Source organism: Neobacillus rhizosphaerae (assembly GCF_050477885.1).
In the GTDB taxonomy this organism is placed as follows: domain Bacteria; phylum Bacillota; class Bacilli; order Bacillales; family Cytobacillaceae; genus Neobacillus; species Neobacillus rhizosphaerae_A.
On the sequence record NZ_JBCNAC010000180.1, the window covers coordinates 1 to 22,817 of the forward strand.

Here is a 22,817-nt window from a genome sequence, read left to right on the forward strand (position 1 = left end):
GCTATGGTGATAGTGAGAGGGCGTTAAACTATAAGGATCCAAATTAATTGGCTATCTTAAAGAACAGTGTTAATTTTTATACCCTGATGATTGGAGCGGAAGGCACGAAGACTCCTGTGGGAGTATGGTTTAGGGGAGACCCCGCAGGCGCATGCGCCGAGGAGGCTCGCCGAAACACCCACGGAAAGCGAAGTGCCTGGAGCGGAAATCAACAGGCAAGTTTAACAGAGCCATTTTGAAAGAAAACAAAAAGCATGGATATTTTGCATTAATTGCAAAAATCCATGCTTTTCTAAATTACTCGTCTACTCTTGATAAATCATCATTTCCATCCTGATCCTCGAATGAGAACATGGTTCCGAATGGCATTCTTAATATATCGTTTATTTAATTTGGACAAAAACAAATAGGAAGGCGTCATACTGATTATTTTGCTTATCGATGTTCAGATTTTGAACGACGATCGTTATTTTGACAAGATCATTTTCCTTTGTAAAGGTTGCTTCTTCTACAGATATTCGCTCTTTCATTGCTTGATGGTTATAAAACTTATCATAAATGTCTTTTGTATTAAAAGTGAGAAGATCACTTTCATTTTCTCCCTTTAATTTTATGTCTACCCTGTTTTTATTAAAGTCTTTTAACAAGGTATACGTTTTTCCGTCTTTTTCAATAACACAAATCTTTTGATTGTGCTGTTTATCGTACATATTGATATCTGTTTGAATAAAAGTGTCATAGCCAGTAATAGGTATTGCTGATGATGAATCAAGATTTACGTATACAGGTTGCTTGAAATCAGTATCAACTGGGTCTTGATACTCTTTAAACCCAAAGGTCTCAGAAAAATCTTCATATACTTTAAAATCTTTTGGAAGCCAAGCGATTTTTTTTGTGTAGCCCATATTGTCTAAGTAATAAATGATAGTTGTAATTTTCTTCTTATCCTTATCAGGGATGGATTCCTTTGGCTTGATTTTGTTATTTTCAAGCATATTATTTTTCTCTAGTACGCTTTCAAGTGTATTAATCTGACTTGTTCGACTGATGGTAAACGCATCAACAGGAGGTACGATGGAAATTGCTGAAAAAACAATTACCATGGCAGCCACTATACCATTTTTCCGTACAGGCAATATACTAAATAAGATCCCAGCAGCAGCTGCGTATATACCAAACAGAATTACGTAATAGCGAGTATGTGTGACACCCGTATCAGTTAGACTTAAGACGGATGAGGCAATCTGGAAAAGAACAATGGGTACTAGTATCTTGGGGAAAACCTTTCTGAAAAAGACTGTGAACTTATTTTCGATTTCACTCGCTAAGATATAAACTAAGATTACCGTAATCGCATAGGAAACGAGCATAGGTTCCAAAAGGTTATCCGTCCAAAAGTCCCCGCCGATATTTTTGATAATGTAAATTACGAGAATTAAGGTAAATACTGCAATCAAGGGTATGACAATATAGGAAATTAGAACTTGTAAAAATTTAGGACAATAGGCTGCAGTGTTAATGTACTCTGTCTTTTGTTTCATATTTTCTTGAGATATATTTTTGTCTTCCGCTCCGGGATAGACTGGAATAAGCGATAGAAAATACATCGGTGCAAATAGGGTGAAAATAATAGTTGCTGCATAAGAATACACTTTATAATTGATAGAAAAAATCAATAGGTCAGTGGCACCCAAAATGATGCTAACGCCTGCCATAATAACTCCAGAGAAGAATAGAGAGATAAAAAATGATTTAAATGCAATCATAAAGCTTGCATTAAAGCTAATGCTGCTTTTAATAACTGGAACCCAAATGAAGGCAATGAGCAGGGCAAAGAGAGCAACTCCTGTTCTAATTCCCATTTCCATGCTTAGTGAATCAGTTGGTTTGATAATCAGGTAGTATCCGGCAGTTAAGAAGACCCCCACACCCATTAATACGTAACGAGTAGTAACATTAGAGTAAAACCTCTCATAGACAACTTGTAAAACTGCACTTAGAAATGCTCCAACTACGAATGTTAGAATATATTGTGTTTGTTCCTTTTCTACACTGATGCTGTAAGCAATGAAAGCGGCTGCTGCTAAAAGAAAAAGTGTCATCAGTGGGAAACGTGTAATTGCATCGGTCAATCCTGTAAGTCTATCTTGTAGCTTTTTCATCCATTTCATTTCCTCGAACCCCCTTTATTTTTCATATGTATTTCTCTTTAACGAAAGTCCCTTCACAAAAAAAAAATTTTTCCATATTCTTCATCTAATTATATCATATGGATGAATTGGTGTAAATTTACACTTTGTTTATATGCCCAAAAAGGTGCCTGTCCCCCAGTGCGTTACTGTGTTAACGCAGCGGGGGACAGGCACCATTTACATCCATCTTTATCCGTTTTTCTCGAAAAACACAAATACGTTTGTAATCCATTTAGCAGCGAAAGAGCCAAATAAATAGAATAAGAATAAATAAAAGTAATTGGATCCATTTTCTAATTGAAATAAGTGTAGAGCTGCCAAAATCGGTTTTATTGCTAAAGAGAACAAAGCACTTACTACAATTGCGTAGATGTAGTAATTTTTCTTCCGATTTAGTATCCATTGATAGACCAGCATATATACAACAGGGATTAAGGAAGTATCTAGTGTAATACTGATTGGTAAGAAGGGGATAATTTTAAAGGGATATTCCCATAAACCATGTCTGGTAGCAAATCCATCAATATATCCTGCCATCATATGAACAGTATAGCCAAAAAAACCGATGTGAAAGGCGCGCTTACGGTCGATAGTAAAAAATAAAATGATCAGTGGGAGAATGAACAAAATTAAATTTACCCAAAATTGCCATGTATCTATATTGGAGTACTTAGACCAATAATCAATCCAACCATCAGAAAGTTCTTTTTGTATTCGGCCTAGTCGTTCAAAACTTTTTACCTGACCTTCATTCATAATTGATCCCTCTTGTTTTAATAAAATTCCTATCATTAGTTTGTCATTCTTTGTAAAAATTACTCGAATTTTCCCATAAAATTGTCTTTTCCCCGATTTCAAACAAAAGAGATGTTAAGTAGTGCCAGCGATTCTATATTATGTATGTACGATTTTTTTGAAAAATAGGTGTTATCTCCAAGTTTTAACATTGACTTAATAAACTGTATACATTAAAGTTACAGTAAGGTTCGATTAGGAAGGATGAATGACGATGAATAGCGATTTTGTTATAGCGTTACATAGTCTTGTTTTATTAGCAAACTTACCTAATCAAATGGCAAATAGTGAGGCCATCGCAGAAAATGTTTGTACAAATCCGACAAGAATTCGAAAAATCATGAGTATTTTACGAAAAGGTGGGTATGTAAAGACTAAAGAGGGCATAGGTGGCGGATATGTGCTAAGCTGTAACCCTGAAAAGACTACATTGTCTCAGATTTATCTGGCCATAGCAACTGGTTCACTTAAACCTAGTTGGTGTACAGGTGACCCGAATCAAGCCTGTGTGATTTCTTCCAATACTCAGGTGGTAATGGACCAAATTTTCACTGAGGCAGAGATGCATCTTCATTCCTATTTAAATCAGATAACGATTAGCAGTGTCCTCGAAAGAATAAAAAGCTGTGAATTGAAGGAGTAGGTTGATTTCTTTCTTTTTTAGGACGTTTATCTCGAATTCGTAATAAATTATTTCAAAATACTTTATGTTTAAGGAGTGTGTTTGAAGATGGTAACATTATACTCTACACCAAGTTGTACATCTTGCCGTAAAGCAAAAGCTTGGCTTGAGGAATATCATATTGATTACACAGAAAGAAACATTTTGTCTCAACCTCTTACAAAAGATGAAATCAAGTCTATCCTTCGTCTTACGGAAGATGGTACAGATGAGATTATCTCTACTAATTCAAAAACATTTAAAGAACTAGACATCAATATCGAGTCTTTACCATTACAGGATTTATATGACCTAATCATTAATAATCCAAAAATTTTACGACGTCCAATTATGGTGGACGAAAAAAGACTGCAGGTAGGCTATAACGAGGAAGATATTCGTAGTTTCCTCCCACGCAAACTGCGTACTTTCTTAAGCATTGATACACCACAGGTAGTAAATTATTAATAATTGAAAAACATCCAATCTGTTTGGATGTTTTTTTATAATTATTTTTAGAAAAATAAAAAAACTAGTAGTCGACCCTGAAATATTGTTATATAATATGATTTAAATAATATAACTGTTATATAACATTCAGAGGAGGGAATGAAATTGTACAAAACAGATTCAATTGCAAGAAGAATACTTGGTTGGAAGTTAAATAGATGGGATCGTTGGTATGATTATGAAATGGGGAAATTTATTCATGAGTCTGATTTTCAGCCCGAACATAATCTGGAACACGCGATGCTGATCGTTGAAAGATTAGAGAAATTCGGATTTAGTTTTTCCAGTGATGGAGTATCAGAGGCTTCCTTTAATGACGTCAGAGGAACAGGTGAAACATTATCACAAGCCATTACCAATGCAGCTTATACTATGATTGAAAATACCTCTGTAGTAGAAAGCACTAGATTATGGAATCAGTTATGCTAAAACATGAAAAAGTTGGTTACTTAAAATAGGTAACCAACTTTTTTATTTGCATACATTAACGCGTTCATTGGCCAAAATTATTTTTGGTTTGTCTAATTATTTCCACACTCGGATATTTCGTAAGTGAAAATAATTTGTTGTTATGGTATGATAATCCAAAATAAGTGATCATTGGAAATGAAATGGTAGACAAACAACTTTGGTCAACCTTGGGAGATGGAACAGCGTGCAGAGTTGGAAACGTAATTTATGGGTGTTATGGATTGGGGTCTTTTTTACCGCGGCTAGTTTTTCTATGGTTATTCCCTTTTTGCCGATATTTCTTTTGCAAATTGGTGTTCATGAACATACGGAAATGTGGTCAGGATTGTTATTTAGTTCAGCTTTTTTTGCCGGTGCGGTCGCTGCCCCTTTTTGGGGAAGGGTAGCCGATCAATATGGCAGAAAACCAATGATTGTTCGGGCAGGGATTGTTCTCTTTTTTATCTATACTCTAATGGCCTTTGTGACTAATCCCTATCAAATATTGGTGTTGAGAATTCTACAAGGATTGTTGAGCGGATTTATTCCAGGTGCTATAGCCCTAATCGGAACCAATACTCCAAATGAAAAAGTGGGTTATGCACTTTCCTTAATTTCTTCAGCTTCTGCATCTGGAACGATTATCGGGCCATTGCTTGGTGGAGGAATTGCTCACCTCGTGGGAAATCGATGGGCATTTGCTAGTGCAGGTAGCATCGTTCTTATTGCCACTTTGTTAATTATTTTTTGGGTTAAAGAAGAGAACTTTACTCCTAGCAAGGAGCGGGGCTCTGTTAAAAAAGACCTGAAAATCGCTTGGTCCAATCGTCCGTTTATGTTCGTGCTGTTGCTGTTGGTGGTCACGTCGTGCTCAGTGATGACGATTGAACCCGTTCTTCCATTATATATTGTTAAATTAGGTGGTTCGTCTGAAAATGCATCACTGATAGCAGGTATAGTTTTCTCACTCCCTGGAATTGCTTCTGCCATTTTTGCACCATATTGGGGGAAATGGGCAGACAAGATCGGCTTCCATCGAGTACTTTTTATAGGATTGTTAGGTGGCGGGATAGGAATGCTAGCTCATACAATATTCAGCCAAATTTGGGGATTTTCCATAATTCGCTTTGCTTTTGGCATATTTTTCTGTGCAGTGTACCCGGCTTTAAATGGTCTGGTTGTTACATCAACAGATCGTAATTTCCGAGGAAGAGCGTTCGGGTTAAGTCAAACGGCCAATCAAATAGGTGGAATGGTGGGACCGATCCTTGGAGGATTCATCGGTGGAATTTTTCCAGTTCAAATTGTCTTTATCGTTACAGGTGTTTTACTTCTTGCTGCCACAACAATGGCCTATTGGAACAACACTGCACAGAAGCGAATTATAAAACGCAAGGCAGTTTCATAACTCCGGAATATAAAAAAGGGCCAACTAGGGCTCTTTTTTAATTTTTCATCCTCTTAGGAAGTAATATTGTCACAACTGTTCCTTCACCTTGTTCGGTTTTGATGGAGATTGTTCCATGGTGATTTTCTATGATGCGCTTACAAACCATTAATCCTAAGCCAGTCCCTTTTTCCTTAGTAGTATAGAAGGGCTCGAATAAGCGTTTCTGCCTCTCTTTTGAAATGCCGTAGCCATAATCTCTTATTTTTATAGAAAAATAATTCTCACTTTCATTCTTTAGTGATATTTCTATATTTTTATTAGTAGATGTTGCTTCAATCGCATTTTGTAGGAGGTTGATTAGAACCTGTTTGATTTGATTTGGATCACAAAAAGCAGTAATGGATGAATCAAAGTCCAGTGAAATATTAACGCTATTCATATTAAATTGTGGTTTCATGAAATAAAGTACACTCGAGATTAAGGTACCAATATTAATTTCTTTACAGATAAAACCTTCAGCTGGTTTGGCTATAAACATAAACTCACTAACAATATTATTAATTCGTTCTAATTCATCAAGCATAATTTCAAGATACCCTTTTAAGGAAGGATCTTGAATACTTTCATTAATTATCTGGGTAAAACCTGTTATTGAGGTTAAGGGATTCCGGATTTCATGGGCAATTCCAGCTGCTAATTCACCAACGAGCGATAGTTTCTCCATTTGCCTCAACTTGATTTCGTTTTCCTTTTCAGTTGTAATATCGATGGCTGTTCCATTTACCTCAACTGTTCGACCATTAACGACCATCGGATTTAACGAGGCAATATAATAGTAGCCATTCACATGACCTTCATAATTAACAGGCGTTCCACTCCATGCCTGTTCATAAAATTCATTCTTCTGTTTCGCAATCTCCATGGGTAAAAAATCAAAGAGTGTTTTTCCTATAACCCAAGCAGAGTCAATTCCTATTGTCGTAAGAAAGTCACCCTCACTAAATGTATGTATAAAATGATCATCTTTTTTTACAAACTTAAAGACAAAACCTTTTTGTCGTGGAATTAAGTCGCGGTAATTAATGTGAGTATGAGTAGTTTTCATGAAATACACCCTTTTAAAAATCTATTATAACAACTAAATAATAGTTCTTTTTCCATAGTGAAAACTCCTTTCTTTTTATAAAATTTGTTTCTGCATAGATGAGTTTTGGTTCATTTCTCTATCTCCGAGACATACATTTATAGTGGAAGGCAAGAAGTGAAAGGGTTGGGGACAAGCCTTCTTTCTTCTGCAATTTACAAAATTAAATGAAAGGGAGAAAAAATGGAATTTCTACTAGAACTGCTGCATAGCTACAGTACATTCTTTTCATTAGATGAATTACGAGAAGTTTTTTCAAATCCCGCTAGTTGGGGAGTAATTGGTTCTCTTGTTATTCTTGAAGGGTTATTATCCGCCGATAATGCGCTTGTTCTGGCAGTATTGGTGAAGCATTTGCCAAAAAAGCAGCGTAAGAAAGCTCTTTTCTATGGAATCTTCGGTGCTTATCTGTTTAGAATCATAGCGATTGGTCTTGGAGTGACCTTAATTAATGTGGGATGGATCAAAATTGTTGGCGGTCATTATCTACTTTGGATTGTGTTTCAAAACTTTATGAAGAAGGATGAAGAGGAAGACGAGGTTCAAAATAAGAAAATGAGCTTTTGGAAAACCGTGATAACTGTTGAGTTAATGGATATTGCGTTTAGTTTGGATAGTATCATTGCTGCATTTGGTGTATCCAATCAAGAATGGGTATTATTTCTTGGAGGAGTATTAGGAATTCTATTAATGAGGGGAGTGGCCAATTTATTCCTCGCTTTGATTGAGCGGGTCCCTGAATTTGAGACCACTGCTTTTGTGTTAATTGCTATTATCGCCATAAAAATGATTACCTCGGCATTTGGCTTACATTTAGATGAATTTGTTTTCTTTTCTATTTTAATTATTGTATTTTTAGGCACATTTGTTGTTCATGCCATAAAGGGGAACTCCGGCAAGGAGAGGACGATGTAGGAGGAGCGAAGAGGTTCGCTCCTTATTTACATGCGTGCCTAGAATGCTTGCCTCTTCTACAAACAATGCATTTCCGCTTCCACTTGATCCCAAGGTACAGAATAGCCTTGTCCCTTTGAGCAAAAAATGGATGACGAAGAATATTCTGGATCTGCATCCTTGTTGTAGTTAATTCTCTCTATTACTTGGTTGGAATTGTGACAAGGGTAATAACCGCCAAACACTAGGTTCAATATACCTTTCCCTTGTGTAATCGATGCAAATTCAGGGCCATAGTTCATAAATGTGGCAACAGGTACTTTTCCAGTTAGTATTGTTTTATTCCCTTCTGTAAGCGGAGCATCAAAGCTACCATGTGCATTTTGAATATCTGTTAATACCTTACCCAAGTGGTCTAATTCTAGTTTCATTTTAAAATCATAGAAGGGTTCCAACAGCACATTAGCTGCTTTTTCCAGACCTTGTCGTAAAGCGCGGTAGGCGGCCTCTCTAAAGTCACCACCTGAGGTATGTTTATTGTGGGCCCGCCCTGTTAAAAGAGTGATTTTCACATCAGTTATAGAAGAACCCGTTAACAATCCATTGTGGTCCCTCTCAAACAGGTGATGCCGAATTAGATTTTGGGTTCCGACAGGTAAATCATCCGTATGGCACACGTTCTCAAAGGAAATCCCGCTATTTCTAGCTGCGGGTTCTATTTTAAGATGCACCTCAGCATAATGGCCCAACGGTTCAAAATGTCCGTACCCACAAACTACAGTCTCAACCGTTTCTTTGTATAATATTTCTGGTTCCCCAAATTGAACATCCAAGTGAAACCGTTCCTTAACTATTTGCTTTAACACCTCAAGCTGAATCGTACCCATGACCCGAATGTGTATTTGCTGAGATCTTTCCTCCCACGTAACATTCAAGGAGGGGTCTTCTGCATCTAGGATATTGAAGTACCGTAATACCTCTTTTACATGTATAGATGGGTCAAAGATGACCCTTGCTTTTAGTGCAGAACCCATTTCGTAAACAGCTTTTTCATTTAATGCCCCCAATCCATCCCCGGCAGTAGTGGAGGAAAGTCCTGTCACGGCGAATATTTCACCTGCAGATACCTGATCAACTGTGATAAATTTATTTCCATTGTATATACGAATTTGAGTGATTTTTTCGCAGAGGATGCTGTCCGCATCAGTGTAGCTAATTTCTTCACGAACTTTAAGATTACCGCTAAGAGCTTTTATAAACGTTAGCCTTGTCCCTTTGTCATCATAGCGTATCTTATAGACTCTGCCTGCAAAAGGTAAATGATTAACATAATTTGTCGAAGTTAATAGGTCCATTTTTCTAAGAAAGCTCTCCACACCGATATCTTGCAATGCAGAGCCATATACACACGGATAGATTTTATTTCCGTTTATCATGGTCTTCATTGTTTCCAGCCAAATATCTGGCTGATATCCTGTGTCCATAAATTGATCTAAAAGTATCTCATTTCGTTCGGCTAAAAATTCAATTAATTCCTCATTCATTTCCATATCATTCAGAGTGTCGGTTATATCACAGGCATCTAGGGTTAGATTATCTCGAATTTCATCCATAACCCTGTGGATATCTGCACCTATTCGGTCTGTTTTATTGATAAAGAAGAATGTGGGAACTAGATGTTTTTGTAGAAGTCTCCAAACCGTCTCGGTATGGCCCTCGATTCCCTCAACGGCACTAATTATTATTACTGCATAATCCATCACCTGAATGGCTCGTTCCATTTCAGGAGAAAAGTCCACATGGCCCGGAGTGTCTATCAGATAATAGTCAGATTGATTAAAAGTAAACTTGGCTTGGTCTGCAAATACGGTAATGCCTCTTTGTTTTTCGATCTCATGTGTATCGAGAAAGGTATCCTTATGATCTACACGACCTCTTTGTCTAATTGCTTTCGTATGAAAAAGAAGCTGCTCTGCCAATGTGGTTTTTCCTGCATCCACATGAGCAAACATACCTATTGTTTTCTTCATGATGCACCTCTTTTTTCGTTCTTCTTATGTAAAATATTATACCAAATTGACCGTTGGCCCTCCTAAAAAGTTGCCAACGTCTCGAATATATAGAAAAATAGACTTATAGCTATTAGAAAGCTGAGGTGTTTGATTGTTGAAAAAACTCATCATTCTGTTTCTAGGTGCATATGCTTTTTTTTATCTTGGGCAAAAGGACCTTCTTCCTTCAATAGATCAAGTGAAAAATTTCTTAGACTATATTGATTCTCCGTTAAAAGAGGAATCAGAGCCGGAGAGTGCTCCGAGTTCCCCGCAGGTAACAAATCAAGAAACAGTTGAGGAACAAGAGGTAACATCGTCGGTACCAACTACAGCTGCAAATGGAAAATATCAGCCTACTGAAATCCAAACCTATCTGGTAACGGTTGAGGACGGGAAATTAGTGGTTTCAGGAAAGCCGACTCCTTATGGGAAATTCAATCAGGCAGATGGAGTTACTTTATATATTCAAGAACAGCGGGCAGATAAGAAAGCAACGATAAAGGTTCCTTTTAAAAAAGGAAAGATTCATTATGAATATCCGCTTGCCTACACAGTTGGGGATGTAATCATCAATTTGGATGAGTATTATAACGGGAAAGAGGATGACCCTGAACGGGTTCTCGGTTATGCTGAATATCATTTAACAGATGGTGATCCTTATTTATTACCAAGCTTTATGGTACAGAGCACGGACCCTGGTTTAGTAGCACTCGCGCAAAACATAACCAATGGCAAAAAAACGGATGTGGAGAAATCTAAAGCGATTTTTTCCTGGGTAGCGAAAAATGTTGCTTATAATGCACCATTGGTTAATTCAACCAATCCACCCATGTATACTGCAATGCAAGCCTATCAATCCCGTAACGTGCTCTGTTCAGGATATGCGGATTTAAGTGCTGCGCTTCACCGTGCGGTAGGGATTAAAACGAAAGTCTCTTATGGTGAAAACCACGCTTGGAATGAGGTCCTTCTAAATGGTGTCTGGCAGGCAGAAGACCCAACGTATGGCTCAGGGTTTATTAACGCGAATACCCAAAAATTTGTTCCTCATTATCAACCTGCGTATTTTTCCAAAACGGATAAACACAAGGAAGGGGAATATCCGTGGTAATAGGATGCGCCTAAACTATAATTGAGAGATACGTTATCTGTAACTAACAATAGGTAAAAAGCCAAATCCATAAATATAAGGATTTGGCTTTTTACTTTTTTAGGGTTCCTAAGTCATTTTTTGGACATGACTTTGTATATTCTACATAAAATGTACAAGTTGATACAACGGTGTGGTAGGGGTGGTTTTATTGAGTACTAGTATATTAATTAGCTATATTATCTTGGGATTTACCTTGGCAGCACCCATTGGACCAGTGAATTCTGCTCGGTTGGATAAAGGGATAAAGAATGGTTTTTGGCATGCATGGATTGTGGGTGCTGGATCCATGATTGCAGATGGAGTGTTTATGTTTTTGGTCTATTTAGGAATGGTTCAATTTTTAGGGATTCCTATTGTTCAAATCTTTCTTTGGTTATTTGGAGGGTTTGTATTAATTTATTCCGGAATTGAGAGTATTAAGAATGCAAATACCATAACTCTTTCGTATTGTAGACAGAAGGACTCATTATTTAAGTGTTTTTTAACTGGATTTATTATGTCGATTACCAGCCCGTTATCCATTTTGTTTTGGCTAGGGATTTATGGATCAGTATTGGCCAAAACGGCTCAAACTAACGGAACGGAGTCATTATTAATTTATAGTAGTATGATATTTCTTGGCCTCACTTTTTGGGACGTGTTTGTGGCGGCACTGACGACAGGGTTCCGAAAATTATTAAATGTGAAAAGTCTAATTGCTATTTCTATTGTATCCGGTGCATCGTTAATAGTATTTGGTTTATATTTTGGATATCAAGGAATCGATGCACTTTTGCTAGATAGGTAAAGGTAGTTTTTCCTAGAATATTTTATCTTAAGGTTATATATGTGAATGTTTTTCTTTCCTATGGTATAACATGGATGGAAAGAGCGTTATTGAAAGGATTAAGGATAGAAATGGATATCCTATTATCATTTATACATACACTACTAATTAGTTTTGTCGAGTTGCTTTATCTCTTCGGTGTCATCATGGCAGTGGGAGTGGTTTTAGGAATCTTGGAAAGGTATTCAAATTCCTTTCTTATAAGAGCATTTGGCCCAAGAGGAGTTATGTTCACAGCATGGATCGGAACTCCTATACATGAAATTGGCCATCTTATTCAGTGTTTCATCTGGGGACATCGAGTCAAGAAGGTAAAATTACTGCAACTTAATAGTCCTACAGGTATCTTAGGATATGTGGAGCACCAATATAACCGGAACAGCTGGTATCAACAGGCAGGCAATTTCTTTATCGGACTAGGACCCATTTTTAGTGGGATTGGTTCTTTAATTTTAGGTATGTACCTCTTAGTACCGGAAACGTACAAGGCCTTTGTTAAGGAGATAGACCTACATGTTACTCTAGAAAAAATTGATTTTACTTTTATACGTATAATAACAGGAGCAATACTTGCGATAAGTAAAAACCTATTTACACTTGAAAATCTAATCAATCCGCTATTCTGGATTTTTTTAATAGTAGGTATTAGTATTTCTTCACATATTGCACTAAGTAAAGCAGATATTGAGGGTGCAGCTAAGGGATTAATAACAATTTATTTCATTCTTTTATTGTTCAACGTTATTGCAGCTGTATTCAAACTCAATAGCTATGGGATGATAGTGAAAATTGCAGAATTAAATGCATATGTCCTGGCTTTTTCAAGTATCGCTTTATTTTTCTCAACTGTTGCTTTAGTGGTGAGCATCGTTCTCTTTAATATAAAAAAGCAATTACGCTAGTAAAATTGTACATGTTTCATAACTCATTAGAATGAGCAGTAAATAAAAACGGCAAACTATAGCGTGGTCGAAAGAACATTGAAGATATTAAAAATAGCTGGAGGGACAATTGTTAATGAATTCTAAGTATGCTGCATTATTTGAGTCGTTTACGTTTCGGAGTAAGGTTTCGTTAAAGAATAGGATCGTTATGGCTCCTATGACCAATTTCTCATCCAACCCGGATGGCACTGTCACAAAAGCGGAAGTTAATTATTACGCAAGACGTTCTGCAGGAGTGGGCATGGTTATTACAGCTTGCACGTATGTTGCAGAAAATGGAAAAGGTTTTCACGGGGAATTTGGGGGCGACCGCGATGAATTAATTCCGAGTCTACGACAGCTGGCTTCAGGGATAAAAGACCAAGGTGCAAAAGCCATTCTGCAAATATTCCACGGTGGACGGCAAGTACCACCTGAATTAGTTCCGAACGGGGATGTTGTTAGCGCAAGTGCTATTCCTTCAGAAGGTGAAGGGAAACCAGTTCCAAGGGAATTAACCGATCAGGAAGTAGAATCCATTATAAAGGACTTTGGTGAGACTACTCGTCGGGCAATTGAAGCTGGTTACGATGGGGTAGAAATTCACGGAGCAAACGGATACCTCATTCAGCAATTTTTCTCTCCACACTCGAATCGCCGAGAAGATCGATGGGGAGGAAGTTTGGAGAAACGACTTACTTTTCCTCTAGCTGTTGTCGACGAAGTAAAGAGAGTAGCAGCGGAACATGCAACCGGACCGTTTGTGATTGGCTATCGCTTCTCTCCTGAAGAGGCAGAAACACCTGGGATCACGATGGCAGATACATTGGTTTTAATTGATGCATTAGCTAAAAAGGATCTTGATTATTTACATGTTTCCCTACAGGATTTTTGGTCAAAACCAAGACGTGGGGTGGATGACACTCGCTCTCGAATTGAAATTATTCAAGAACGTGTAGGCGATCAAGTTCCTGTTATTGGAGTGGGCTCTATTTATACCGTGGATGATGCCATACAAGCGATTCAAACGGGCGTGCCATTAATTGCCTTAGGACGCGAAATCATTATTGATCCTGATTGGGTACAGAAAGTAGCGGATGGAAGGGAAGAAGAAATTATTACAAGAATAGATAAAGATAAGCAGCAGGAACTGGTTATACCTGATCCACTCTGGCAGGCAATTATCCATTCACCAGGTTGGTTTCCTGGGATAGAATAAATTAACTAAGAAAGTGTCCCAGTTATTGGGATGCTTTTTCTATATAGCTTTGTATTAAACGGAAAAAACAGAAACATTGTCATGTGGACTTTTTTTTACATTTTTTAATTTGAGACTAGTTTGGCTAGAATTTTGGGAAGCCAGAAGAGGATTTCTACAAATAGAAGGATGAATTCTACAAAATTTCAAGTTATTCTACTAAATCACGGGTGAATTCTACAAAACTTGGTAATAAACTTCCAATTATTAAAGTTTCAGAGGAAGATTGAGGATTATTCTACAAATTAAGGATGTAATTCTACAAAAAATTGATTTATTCTACAAAATTGAAGTTGTATTCTACAAAACATGGAAATCAATTTCCAACTAACAATTGAGTGAGCAAAATCGAGTCCCAAAATAGGATCATTCACCACGCAAGAAGGCAGAGGAACATCGGTCAGTATGGTGTAATTAATAGTAATCAAGTCATAAGATGTGTGAATTCAAAAGGAAACATAAGTATGAATAACAACATTCTGTACAAAAAAACTTAATTTTGTAAAGCATCTTATTTATATCCATTAAGGTTTGAAAAATATGCCTTTTAGAAGACTAAAGTTATAATAGTGGTATTGTTAAATGTGGAGAGGACATCATCATGAAATTTTTAGACAAATCATTGGCTCAGGAAATCGTCGATCGAACGATGAAAATAATCAAGCGAAATATTAATGTCATGAATGATAAAGGGGTTATTATTGGCTCAGGGGATCCAACTCGAATTGATTCCATTCATGAAGGAGCCCTGCATGTCATTGAAAACCAAAAGGAATTTGAAATTGAGGAACACGATGCAAAAGGGCTACATGGGGTTAAGGCAGGGATCAACCTTCCGATTAATTTTAATAATCAAGTGGTCGGTGTTATTGGAATCACTGGAGCTCCTGAAGAAATTCGTAACTACGGCGAACTGGTGAAAATGGCAGCGGAAATGATTCTTCAGCAGGCCGTTTTAATTGATCAAATGCAATGGGATGAACGACTGAAGGAAGAACTTATTAGTCAGCTTTTGCATGGAACGGAAAACCTCAATTCTCATTATTTTGAAAGAGTTCGGCGCTTAGGAATTAATTTAGATATCCCGCGGCTTGCTGTAATTTTAACAGCAAAGGACAGGGCAAAGGGATTCAAGACTATACGCGATCGATTGGACAAGGAAGATTTATTAGTCATGCATCCAGATTATTTAATTCTTCTTAAAAAAGTAACGAGCCAGAATGTTACTAGGGCAAGAATAGAACTTGAGAAATGGGCTGAGACAGTTGGAAAATATCTAGGGGTACACTGTAAACTGAGTATCGGAAACTATCATCCCGAATTAAAAGGAATTGCTGACTCCTATCGTGAGGCTGTTCTAACTTCATTTGTGGGAAAGAGGATTGATCCTGTAAAAACTATTTATTTTTATGACGATTATAAAATTCCTGTTCTGCTAGCAAGAGCAAAGAATCTTGGGATTGGGGAAGAACTTTTAAATTATTATCAACTCTTACAACAGAATGATAAAAAAGGGGAATTGGTGGAAACGTTATTGACGTTTATTGAGGAAAACGGGGATGTACATAGTATTACAGGAAAGTTATTTATTCATCGAAATACCTTAAGATATCGGCTTGATAAGATAACTGAAATAACAGGAAAAGACCCGAGAAAGATTAAGGATTTGCTCGAACTATACTTATCTGTTATTCAAGAGTTGATAAAGTAATTGTGCAATTGAACAAAAGACCTGGTCAAACCGGGTCTTTTTTTTGATGGTTTGCCCAATGAAAACGATGTAGCAAACGCTTACAATGAGTATACAGACAAACAAGGAGGGATATACAAATGGATGCAAATATCCAAGTAAGCGCTTTAGGTGCCATTTGTGCACTTGTAATAGCTATTATTTTAATTTTGAAAAAGGTTTCTCCTGCATATGGAATGATCGCTGGAGCATTAATCGGCGGACTGATTGGTGGAGTAGATATTACTAATACCGTAACCTTAATGATGGAAGGTGCGAAAGGCATTATTCCAGCTGTACTACGAATCTTAGCTGCTGGTATTCTAGCAGGTGTATTAATTGAATCTGGTGCAGCAGCTGTTATCGCAGAGACGATCGTCAAAAAATTGGGTGAAACAAGAGCGTTACTTGCCCTAGCGGTAGCAACCTTGATTTTAACGGCTGTTGGAGTATTCATCGATGTTGCCGTTATCACTGTATCACCTATTGCCCTAGCGATTGCCAAAAGAGCGGGCATTTCAAAAACTGCGATCTTGTTGGCTATGATTGGTGGAGGTAAAGCTGGTAACCTCATGTCACCAAACCCAAATGCCATTGCCGCATCGGATGCATTTAAGGTTCCCTTGACATCTATTATGGCCGCGGGTATCATTCCTGCCATTGTTGGATTAACACTTACTTATTTTATAGCGAAAAAGCTAGTGAAAAAAGGTTCAGCTATCAAAGACTTTGAAATTCAAGTACACAATGGAGGAAAACTTCCGCTCTTTTTACCAGCGATTGTTGCCCCTCTTGTAACCATAATTTTATTAGCATTAAGACCACTTTTTGATATCAGCATTGATCCGATGATCGCTCTACCGGTTGGGGGAATTGTTGGTGCCCTTGTAATGGGTAGAGGAAGAAAAATCAATGAGTATGCTGTTTCGGGCTTAGGAAAAATGTCAGGTGTTGCAATTATGTTACTTGGAACAGGAACACTTGCAGGAATTATTGCTAATTCTGGTTTGAAGGACTTGTTAATCGAAGGTCTAAATGCACTTGGGCTTCCAGGTTATGTACTTGCTCCAGTATCAGGTATCTTCATGTCAGCAGCAACGGCTTCAACTACAGCCGGAACAGCAGTGGCGAGCCAAGTGTTTAGTGGCACGATTTTAGGTATGGGTGTATCAGCTATCGCTGGTGCTGCTATGATTCATGCAGGTGCTACCGTATTAGATCACCTGCCACACGGAAGCTTTTTCCACGCGACTGGCGGAAGCGTAAACATGGAAATCAAAGAACGTTTGAAGGTTATTCCTTATGAAACGCTAGTAGGTTTATCCATGGCGATTATTTCAACCTTGATTTATGGAGTGTTTCACTTTTTCGGATAGATAAATGACCAAAAGAGGGGCGAAACACTCCTCTTTTTACAGCATCCAATGTAATTGATAGGAGAGGGATCGAGATGAAGATAGTTATTGCACCTGATTCATTTAAAGAAAGCCTCTCAGCCCTTGAAGTAGCTGAGGCAATTGAAAAAGGCTTTAAATATCATTTTCCAAATGCAGAGTATGTGAAAATACCGATGGCAGACGGTGGAGAAGGGACTGTTCAATCTCTAGTTGATGCAACCGGTGGAGAAATTATCCGGAAAACTGTAACGGGTCCTCTTGGAGAACCAGTCGAAGCGTTTTTCGGTATGCTTGGTAATAAACGTACGGCAGTGATTGAAATGGCGGCAGCATCTGGGTTACACCTAGTTCCAAGAGAGAAACGAAATCCGTTAATTACCACAACGAGAGGAACAGGAGAACTAATATCAGCTGCTCTTGATTATGGTGCCACTCATATCATTATTGGAATCGGTGGAAGTGCCACTAATGACGGTGGTGCTGGGTTGGCTAAAGCCCTTGGTGTGGGATTATTCGATAAGAATGGTTTGGAAATCGGAGAAGGCGGAGGGGCGCTAGGTAAATTAGCTTCGATCGACTTAGCTCAATTAGATTCACGCTTAGTGAATATTAAAATTGAGGTTGCCTGTGATGTAGATAATCCACTAACAGGAGAAAGAGGAGCTTCCGCTATTTTTGGTCCTCAAAAAGGCGCGACACCGGAAATGGTCGAACAATTGGATTGTAATCTTGACCACTATGCAACCATTATTGAACGTGAGCTTGGAAAAAATATAAAAGATGTAGCAGGAGCTGGAGCCGCTGGTGGGCTTGGCGGAGGCTTGTTAGCCTTCTTACCGTCCGTATTAAAACGGGGTGTCGATATAGTGATTGATGCAACTGCTCTTTCCAAATCGGTTGAAAATGCTGATTTGGTCATCACGGGTGAAGGTAAAATTGATCATCAAACCATCTTTGGGAAGACACCAATTGGCGTAGCAAAAATGGCTAAAAAATATGATGTTCCTGTGATTGGACTTGCCGGAAACCTCGGAAAAGAGAGTCATGTTGTTCATGATTATGGAATCGATGCTATTTTTAGTATTGTTCCAGGTGTTGTTTTACTTGAAGACGCCTTCGAACATGCAGCAGAATATGTAGAAAGAACAGCTGCCAATATTGCAGCAATTTGGAAAATGAAATAATAAATTTAGGCCTATCTCTCGGTACATATCGAGGGGTAGGCTTTCTTTTGGTATACTATTAGTAAGGAGTGACAAAGCAATTCCGTTGATTCATGTGTCAAATTTAGAAAATAACAAATCAACTATCTAAAGGGGAATTCATGATGGGTGAAGAGAGATTCATAGAAGTAACTGGGGGAAAAGTGTGGGTTCAAATGTTTAATGAAAGTGCACCAGGTACGCCAGTTATTATTTTACATGGGGGACCAGGGTCTTCCTCCTATTCGCTTCAAGGATTGAAAGCACTAGCAGAGGAACGACCAGTTATCTTTTATGATCAACTAGGCTGTGGAAGGTCGGACAGACCAACTGATACCTCACTGTGGCGTTTGGAACGCTTCGTGGAAGAATTAGGGCAAGTACGACAGGCCTTAAATTTAGGTGTGGTCCATATTCTCGGCCATTCCTGGGGAACCACCCTTGCTGCGGCCTATTGCTTAACACAGCCAAGCGGTGTAAAAAGTGTCATCTTTTCAAGCTCTTGCCTTAGTGCACCGCTATGGGAACAAGACCAGAAACGCAACCTACAAAAACTTCCTCTCGAGGTGCAAGAAACGATCAAACGATGTGAGGAAAATGGGACAACGGATTCGAAGGAATTCAAAGAGGCTACAGATGAATTTAATAAAAACTTTGTTTGCCGTTTAGATCCTTTTCCTGACTGGTTAAAGCAAGGCTCACAATTTAGAAATCCAGAAGTATACAATATCATGTGGGGGCCATCTGAATTTACGGTATTAGGAAACCTTAAAGAATTTGATTGTACATCTCAATTAAAGGGCATTACTTGTCCAACCCTTTTTACATGCGGCCGTTTTGATGAAGCAACCCCTGAGTCAACTGAGTATTTCAGCAATTTAACACCAAATTCACGCTTCCATGTGTTTGAAAACAGTGCGCACATGCCATATGTTGAAGAGCCAGAAGAGTATTTACAAGTAGTAGGAGAGTTTTTAAGAGAGGTTGATTCTAACTAAATCGTTGGCGGGACACTTGGTCTCGCCATTTTTTTCGTTAACTCCTTAAATTTATAACAATTTAGTGAAATGTAGGGAAGGAAAAAGGAAAATTACGGGATTTGTCGAATGGTATAGGAAAATATATCTATATAAGAGGGAAAATATAATGAAAAGATTGGGCCAACTTATTCTCGTTTCCATTTCAATTTTATTTACCATCTATCAATATATTACCGAGAAGGATCCAATTTTTGAAGTCGACTTCTTTCTCTTTACCTTTTTAGCTTGGGTCGTTGGATGGCAATATGATAAGTCACGTTATTATGCAAAAAGGGCCCAGGCTGGAGAGATTAGTTATAAGAGATTGATTGATTCGCTGCCCGAACCCGTTTATATTACAAGGGATCATAGATTTCTTTATGTGAATAACGCGGCAGTAAGTATGCTTCGTGCTCAAAATAAAGACGAAATCATTGGAAAGTCCATTTTTGACTTTATTGTTCCAGAATATAAGGGGCGTTTATTAGAGCGCTATAAGCAAATAAAGAAAGAGAAACAGCCAATCCACACGATTGAATATAGAGCAAAGCGTATGGATGGAACCACTTTCTTTTTTGAAGTATCTTCCCTGTCTATTGTCTTTGGTGAAAAAGCGGCCGTTTTATCCATTGGCAAGGATATTACGGAGAAAAAGGAAGAAACCGAGCGACTTCTTCAAAAGTCAGAAAAGTTGGCTCTTCTTGGGCAAATGGCAGCAGGTATTGCGCATGAAATTCGGAATCCTCTTACCTCCATTAAAGGATTCATTCAGCTAATGAAAAATAGCACTAAAAATGATCAGTACTTCGAAATTGTATTGACAGAACTTGACCGGATTAATTCAATCGTTGGTGAATTTCTCGTCCTCGCAAAACCAACGGCAGCTGTTTTTGTTGAACATAATATCAAGGAATTATTAACTGATGTTATAACCTTAATTAACAACCAGTCTATCTTGAACAATGTACAAATTCTCACTGAGTTTAGTCCTGAACTTCCTAGCATCAGCTGTGAGGAAAATCAATTAAAACAGGTTTTCTTAAACCTTTTGAAAAATGCAATAGAAGCCATGCCAAAAGGTGGAACGATAGAGGTCATCGTAAAAGAAAAGCAGGAAGGAAAAATTTCAGTCCAGATTATTGATTCAGGTTTGGGAATACCTGAAGAACGAATTTCTACGCTTGGAGAGCCTTTTTATACCACAAAAGAAAAGGGAACCGGACTTGGATTAATGACTTGTTTTAAGATTGTAGAAAATCACCATGGCACTTTAAACATAACGAGCAAAGTAAATGAGGGAACTCGTATTGAAGTTCTTCTTCCAACTATGACTCAGCCATTAATTAAACAAGAACCTGTCCTTTTTTAAAAAAGTTATTTGGAAATAATATTCCATTGTCGCAACTAAATCTAATACTATATGATTATCCTAACAGCTGGTCCTATATTACTAGTTTCGGAGGGATATCATCCGTTGAAGAAAATCTTGCTTTGTGTAGCAGTGTTATCATTATTATTATCTGTATTTACTTTTGGTCACGGGTTTGCAGAAGCGCAGTCGGAACCAATTGTTAAAGTGAAATTGATTAATTTTTTGGGTAACAAATCAGAAATCACCATAAAACCAACCGGTGACTATAAAACGAGTGACCAGATTATTCTTTTAAAATCAGGAAGCACTTATGTATTAAAATTAGAAAATGAAAAAATAGTACTATATAAAGATAATAATCTAATTAAATCATTTGATTCCTTTTCTGCCAGTCCTATTTCATCTAGTTCACAACTTTCCATTAATAATCGCCTCTATTTAGGCAACTTTGATTTTATGATTGAAAACAAAAAATATATCCGCCCAATAAACTCCGTTACAATGGAGAATTATTTAAAAGGCGTTGTTCCAATTGAAATGTATCCATTTTGGAACATCGAAGCGTTAAAAACTCAAGCTGTGGCAGCAAGAACGTATGCAATGAGTTATATTAATCGCGGTTTGATAGATGACACCATTTTATATCAAGTATACGGTGGCTATATTTGGACACCTAATACAACAAGAGCAGTAGATGAAACGAAAGGCCAGGTTGCCCAGTATAATGGCCGTCTAATCGATGCTGTATATTCTGCCAGTAATGGTGGTCGGACTGAAAGTAACGCCAATGCGTGGGGAACAACTGCTGTTCCTTACTTGCCCATTAAACAAGATCCTTATGATCCAAAAACAAGTTGGAAGTTTGCATTTCATCAAACACAAATAGATATTTCCTCGTTGGACTTAACAAAACCATCAGATTGGTGGTCCTCAACAATAGAACTTGATTCAACCATTTCATCTAATATTAAGCTGTGGCTAACCAACAATGGTTATGCAAATAAAGAAATGAAAATTATTTCCATTCCTGAATTTTCACTTCATAGTGTGGGTTCTGGTGAACGTGTCTCAAAAGGAAACATAACGGTAGAGTTTTTTGTAAAAGATAAGGTAGACGAACTAGGTAACTTAATAACACAACATATGTCGCTTTCAAATGTCAGTATATCTAAAGTACGATCTATAATAGGTAATCGTATGATGCTTAGTTATTTAGTAAATGAAGTGAAAGTAGAAAATGGTGTGATTAATGTATCAGGTACAGGTGACGGCCATGGTGTAGGGATGAGTCAATGGGGCGCCCAAAACATGGCAGGAACAGGGAAAAATTATCAAGAAATATTAAAGTTTTATTATCCAGGGATTGCTGTTACACAAATGTATGAAGGAAATACCCAAACTATAGCTACTGCTAAAAAGCCAGGCTGGTTAAAAGAGCAAGGAAAGTGGTATTACATTCAATCAAACGGAACTAAAGCAACTGGTTGGCTAAAGGATGCTAGCAAGTGGTATTATCTTGGGACCAATGGTGTCATGCTAACTGGCTGGCAAAAAGTTGACGGAAAGTGGTACTTTTTAAATCCAAATGGAGCAATGGCCACTGGCTGGCTAAAAGCTAACAATAAGTGGTACTATCTATATTCCTCTGGTGCAATGGCTACTGGCTGGATTACCGATCGTGGAAAGAAATATTTCTTATCATCATCCGGTGCAATGGTTCAAAATAAGCAATACATTAATGGAAAATGGTACACCTTCCATTCAAGTGGTTATTTACTATAATTTTTAAGCGGTGCCTGACACCCAGCGGATTTTTCTGCTAGGTGTCAGGCACTTTTTTTTGGAAAA

At 37.8% G+C, this 22,817-nt stretch carries 20 protein-coding genes; 16 read left to right on the plus strand and 4 right to left on the minus strand.

The features are described from left to right. Nucleotides 1-47 precede the first annotated feature (47 nt). Nucleotides 48-239, plus strand: coding sequence for a hypothetical protein (locus ABES03_RS23925; RefSeq protein ID WP_430121411.1), 192 nt, complete (start codon nt 48-50; stop codon nt 237-239). A 144-nt stretch (nt 240-383) separates the two neighbouring features. Here ABES03_RS23925 and ABES03_RS23930 read toward each other — a convergent pair whose 3' ends face one another. Continuing rightward, the gene (locus tag ABES03_RS23930; RefSeq protein ID WP_430121413.1) at nt 384-2,171 is read right to left on the minus strand and encodes a DUF4153 domain-containing protein; all 1,788 of its coding nucleotides are present in this window, start codon (nt 2,169-2,171) and stop codon (nt 384-386) included. 210 nt (nt 2,172-2,381) lie between these two features. Then, entirely contained in the window at nt 2,382-2,948 is a 567-nt protein-coding gene (locus ABES03_RS23935) for a CBO0543 family protein (RefSeq protein WP_430121415.1), read from the minus strand. Nucleotides 2,949-3,201: 253 nt separating this feature from the next. Between ABES03_RS23935 and ABES03_RS23940 the strand changes: the two genes are divergently transcribed. The 4 genes from ABES03_RS23940 (at nt 3,202) to ABES03_RS23955 (ending at nt 6,016) form a co-directional block, all read left to right on the plus strand. Beyond that, nucleotides 3,202-3,630 (plus strand): RrF2 family transcriptional regulator, encoded by a 429-nt coding sequence (locus ABES03_RS23940; RefSeq protein ID WP_430121417.1) that lies wholly within the window; start codon nt 3,202-3,204, stop codon nt 3,628-3,630. A gap of 87 nt (nt 3,631-3,717) precedes the next feature. Further along, nucleotides 3,718-4,116 carry a transcriptional regulator SpxA gene (gene spxA, locus ABES03_RS23945; RefSeq protein ID WP_430121419.1) on the plus strand — a complete coding sequence of 133 codons (399 nt, stop codon included), beginning with the start codon at nt 3,718-3,720 and terminating at the stop codon, nt 4,114-4,116. A 141-nt stretch (nt 4,117-4,257) separates the two neighbouring features. Next, on the plus strand, nt 4,258-4,587 hold the full coding sequence (locus tag ABES03_RS23950) for a BC1872 family protein (protein WP_430121421.1): 330 nt from the start codon (nt 4,258-4,260) through the stop codon (nt 4,585-4,587). 226 nt (nt 4,588-4,813) lie between these two features. Continuing rightward, the gene (locus ABES03_RS23955; RefSeq protein ID WP_430121423.1) at nt 4,814-6,016 is read left to right on the plus strand and encodes an MFS transporter; all 1,203 of its coding nucleotides are present in this window, start codon (nt 4,814-4,816) and stop codon (nt 6,014-6,016) included. Between the two features lie 37 nt (nt 6,017-6,053). Here ABES03_RS23955 and ABES03_RS23960 read toward each other — a convergent pair whose 3' ends face one another. Beyond that, nucleotides 6,054-7,103, minus strand: a complete 1,050-nt coding sequence (locus ABES03_RS23960) for an ATP-binding protein (RefSeq protein WP_430121425.1) — start codon at nt 7,101-7,103, stop codon at nt 6,054-6,056. Between the two features lie 222 nt (nt 7,104-7,325). On the opposite strand from ABES03_RS23960, the gene ABES03_RS23965 reads away from it, so the two are divergent. Beyond that, on the plus strand, nt 7,326-8,057 hold the full coding sequence (locus ABES03_RS23965; RefSeq protein WP_430121427.1) for a TerC family protein: 732 nt from the start codon (nt 7,326-7,328) through the stop codon (nt 8,055-8,057). Nucleotides 8,058-8,113: 56 nt separating this feature from the next. On the opposite strand, the gene ABES03_RS23970 is transcribed toward ABES03_RS23965, so the two are convergent. After that, entirely contained in the window at nt 8,114-10,066 is a 1,953-nt protein-coding gene (locus ABES03_RS23970) for a GTP-binding protein (protein WP_430121429.1), read from the minus strand. Between the two features lie 136 nt (nt 10,067-10,202). Between ABES03_RS23970 and ABES03_RS23975 the strand changes: the two genes are divergently transcribed. The 10 genes from ABES03_RS23975 (at nt 10,203) to ABES03_RS24020 (ending at nt 22,751) form a co-directional block, all read left to right on the plus strand. Beyond that, nucleotides 10,203-11,201, plus strand: a complete 999-nt coding sequence (locus ABES03_RS23975; RefSeq protein ID WP_430121431.1) for a transglutaminase domain-containing protein — start codon at nt 10,203-10,205, stop codon at nt 11,199-11,201. 190 nt (nt 11,202-11,391) lie between these two features. After that, the gene (locus tag ABES03_RS23980) at nt 11,392-12,030 is read left to right on the plus strand and encodes a LysE family transporter (protein WP_430121433.1); all 639 of its coding nucleotides are present in this window, start codon (nt 11,392-11,394) and stop codon (nt 12,028-12,030) included. 74 nt (nt 12,031-12,104) lie between these two features. Beyond that, the gene (locus ABES03_RS23985) at nt 12,105-12,971 is read left to right on the plus strand and encodes a hypothetical protein (protein ID WP_430121435.1); all 867 of its coding nucleotides are present in this window, start codon (nt 12,105-12,107) and stop codon (nt 12,969-12,971) included. Between the two features lie 115 nt (nt 12,972-13,086). Further along, entirely contained in the window at nt 13,087-14,211 is a 1,125-nt protein-coding gene (locus ABES03_RS23990) for an NADH-dependent flavin oxidoreductase (RefSeq protein WP_430121437.1), read from the plus strand. A 640-nt stretch (nt 14,212-14,851) separates the two neighbouring features. Continuing rightward, on the plus strand, nt 14,852-15,961 hold the full coding sequence (locus ABES03_RS23995; RefSeq protein WP_430121439.1) for a sugar diacid recognition domain-containing protein: 1,110 nt from the start codon (nt 14,852-14,854) through the stop codon (nt 15,959-15,961). A 119-nt stretch (nt 15,962-16,080) separates the two neighbouring features. Continuing rightward, nucleotides 16,081-17,355: a GntP family permease gene (locus ABES03_RS24000; protein WP_430121440.1), complete on the plus strand. Its 1,275-nt coding sequence runs from the start codon at nt 16,081-16,083 to the stop codon at nt 17,353-17,355. A gap of 74 nt (nt 17,356-17,429) precedes the next feature. Then, entirely contained in the window at nt 17,430-18,560 is a 1,131-nt protein-coding gene (locus ABES03_RS24005; protein ID WP_430121442.1) for a glycerate kinase, read from the plus strand. Between the two features lie 140 nt (nt 18,561-18,700). After that, nucleotides 18,701-19,576 (plus strand): proline iminopeptidase-family hydrolase, encoded by an 876-nt coding sequence (locus tag ABES03_RS24010; RefSeq protein ID WP_430121444.1) that lies wholly within the window; start codon nt 18,701-18,703, stop codon nt 19,574-19,576. Between the two features lie 148 nt (nt 19,577-19,724). Further along, on the plus strand, nt 19,725-20,966 hold the full coding sequence (locus tag ABES03_RS24015; protein WP_430121446.1) for an ATP-binding protein: 1,242 nt from the start codon (nt 19,725-19,727) through the stop codon (nt 20,964-20,966). A gap of 105 nt (nt 20,967-21,071) precedes the next feature. Next, nucleotides 21,072-22,751, plus strand: a complete 1,680-nt coding sequence (locus tag ABES03_RS24020) for a SpoIID/LytB domain-containing protein (protein ID WP_430121448.1) — start codon at nt 21,072-21,074, stop codon at nt 22,749-22,751. The last annotated feature ends 66 nt before the right edge of the window (nt 22,752-22,817 follow it).

Coding starts and splice junctions, on each gene's coding strand:
- ABES03_RS23930 (WP_430121413.1), bottom strand. CDS start 2,171: ATGAAATGGATGAAAAAGCTACAAGATAGACTTACAGGATTGACCGAT.
- ABES03_RS23935 (WP_430121415.1), bottom strand. CDS start 2,948: ATGAATGAAGGTCAGGTAAAAAGTTTTGAACGACTAGGCCGAATACAA.
- ABES03_RS23940 (WP_430121417.1), top strand. CDS start 3,202: ATGAATAGCGATTTTGTTATAGCGTTACATAGTCTTGTTTTATTAGCA.
- spxA (WP_430121419.1), top strand. CDS start 3,718: ATGGTAACATTATACTCTACACCAAGTTGTACATCTTGCCGTAAAGCA.
- ABES03_RS23950 (WP_430121421.1), top strand. CDS start 4,258: ATGAAATTGTACAAAACAGATTCAATTGCAAGAAGAATACTTGGTTGG.
- ABES03_RS23960 (WP_430121425.1), bottom strand. CDS start 7,103: ATGAAAACTACTCATACTCACATTAATTACCGCGACTTAATTCCACGA.
- ABES03_RS23965 (WP_430121427.1), top strand. CDS start 7,326: ATGGAATTTCTACTAGAACTGCTGCATAGCTACAGTACATTCTTTTCA.
- ABES03_RS23970 (WP_430121429.1), bottom strand. CDS start 10,066: ATGAAGAAAACAATAGGTATGTTTGCTCATGTGGATGCAGGAAAAACC.
- ABES03_RS23985 (WP_430121435.1), top strand. CDS start 12,105: ATGGAAAGAGCGTTATTGAAAGGATTAAGGATAGAAATGGATATCCTA.
- ABES03_RS23990 (WP_430121437.1), top strand. CDS start 13,087: ATGAATTCTAAGTATGCTGCATTATTTGAGTCGTTTACGTTTCGGAGT.
- ABES03_RS23995 (WP_430121439.1), top strand. CDS start 14,852: ATGAAATTTTTAGACAAATCATTGGCTCAGGAAATCGTCGATCGAACG.
- ABES03_RS24000 (WP_430121440.1), top strand. CDS start 16,081: ATGGATGCAAATATCCAAGTAAGCGCTTTAGGTGCCATTTGTGCACTT.
- ABES03_RS24005 (WP_430121442.1), top strand. CDS start 17,430: ATGAAGATAGTTATTGCACCTGATTCATTTAAAGAAAGCCTCTCAGCC.
- ABES03_RS24010 (WP_430121444.1), top strand. CDS start 18,701: ATGATGGGTGAAGAGAGATTCATAGAAGTAACTGGGGGAAAAGTGTGG.
- ABES03_RS24015 (WP_430121446.1), top strand. CDS start 19,725: ATGAAAAGATTGGGCCAACTTATTCTCGTTTCCATTTCAATTTTATTT.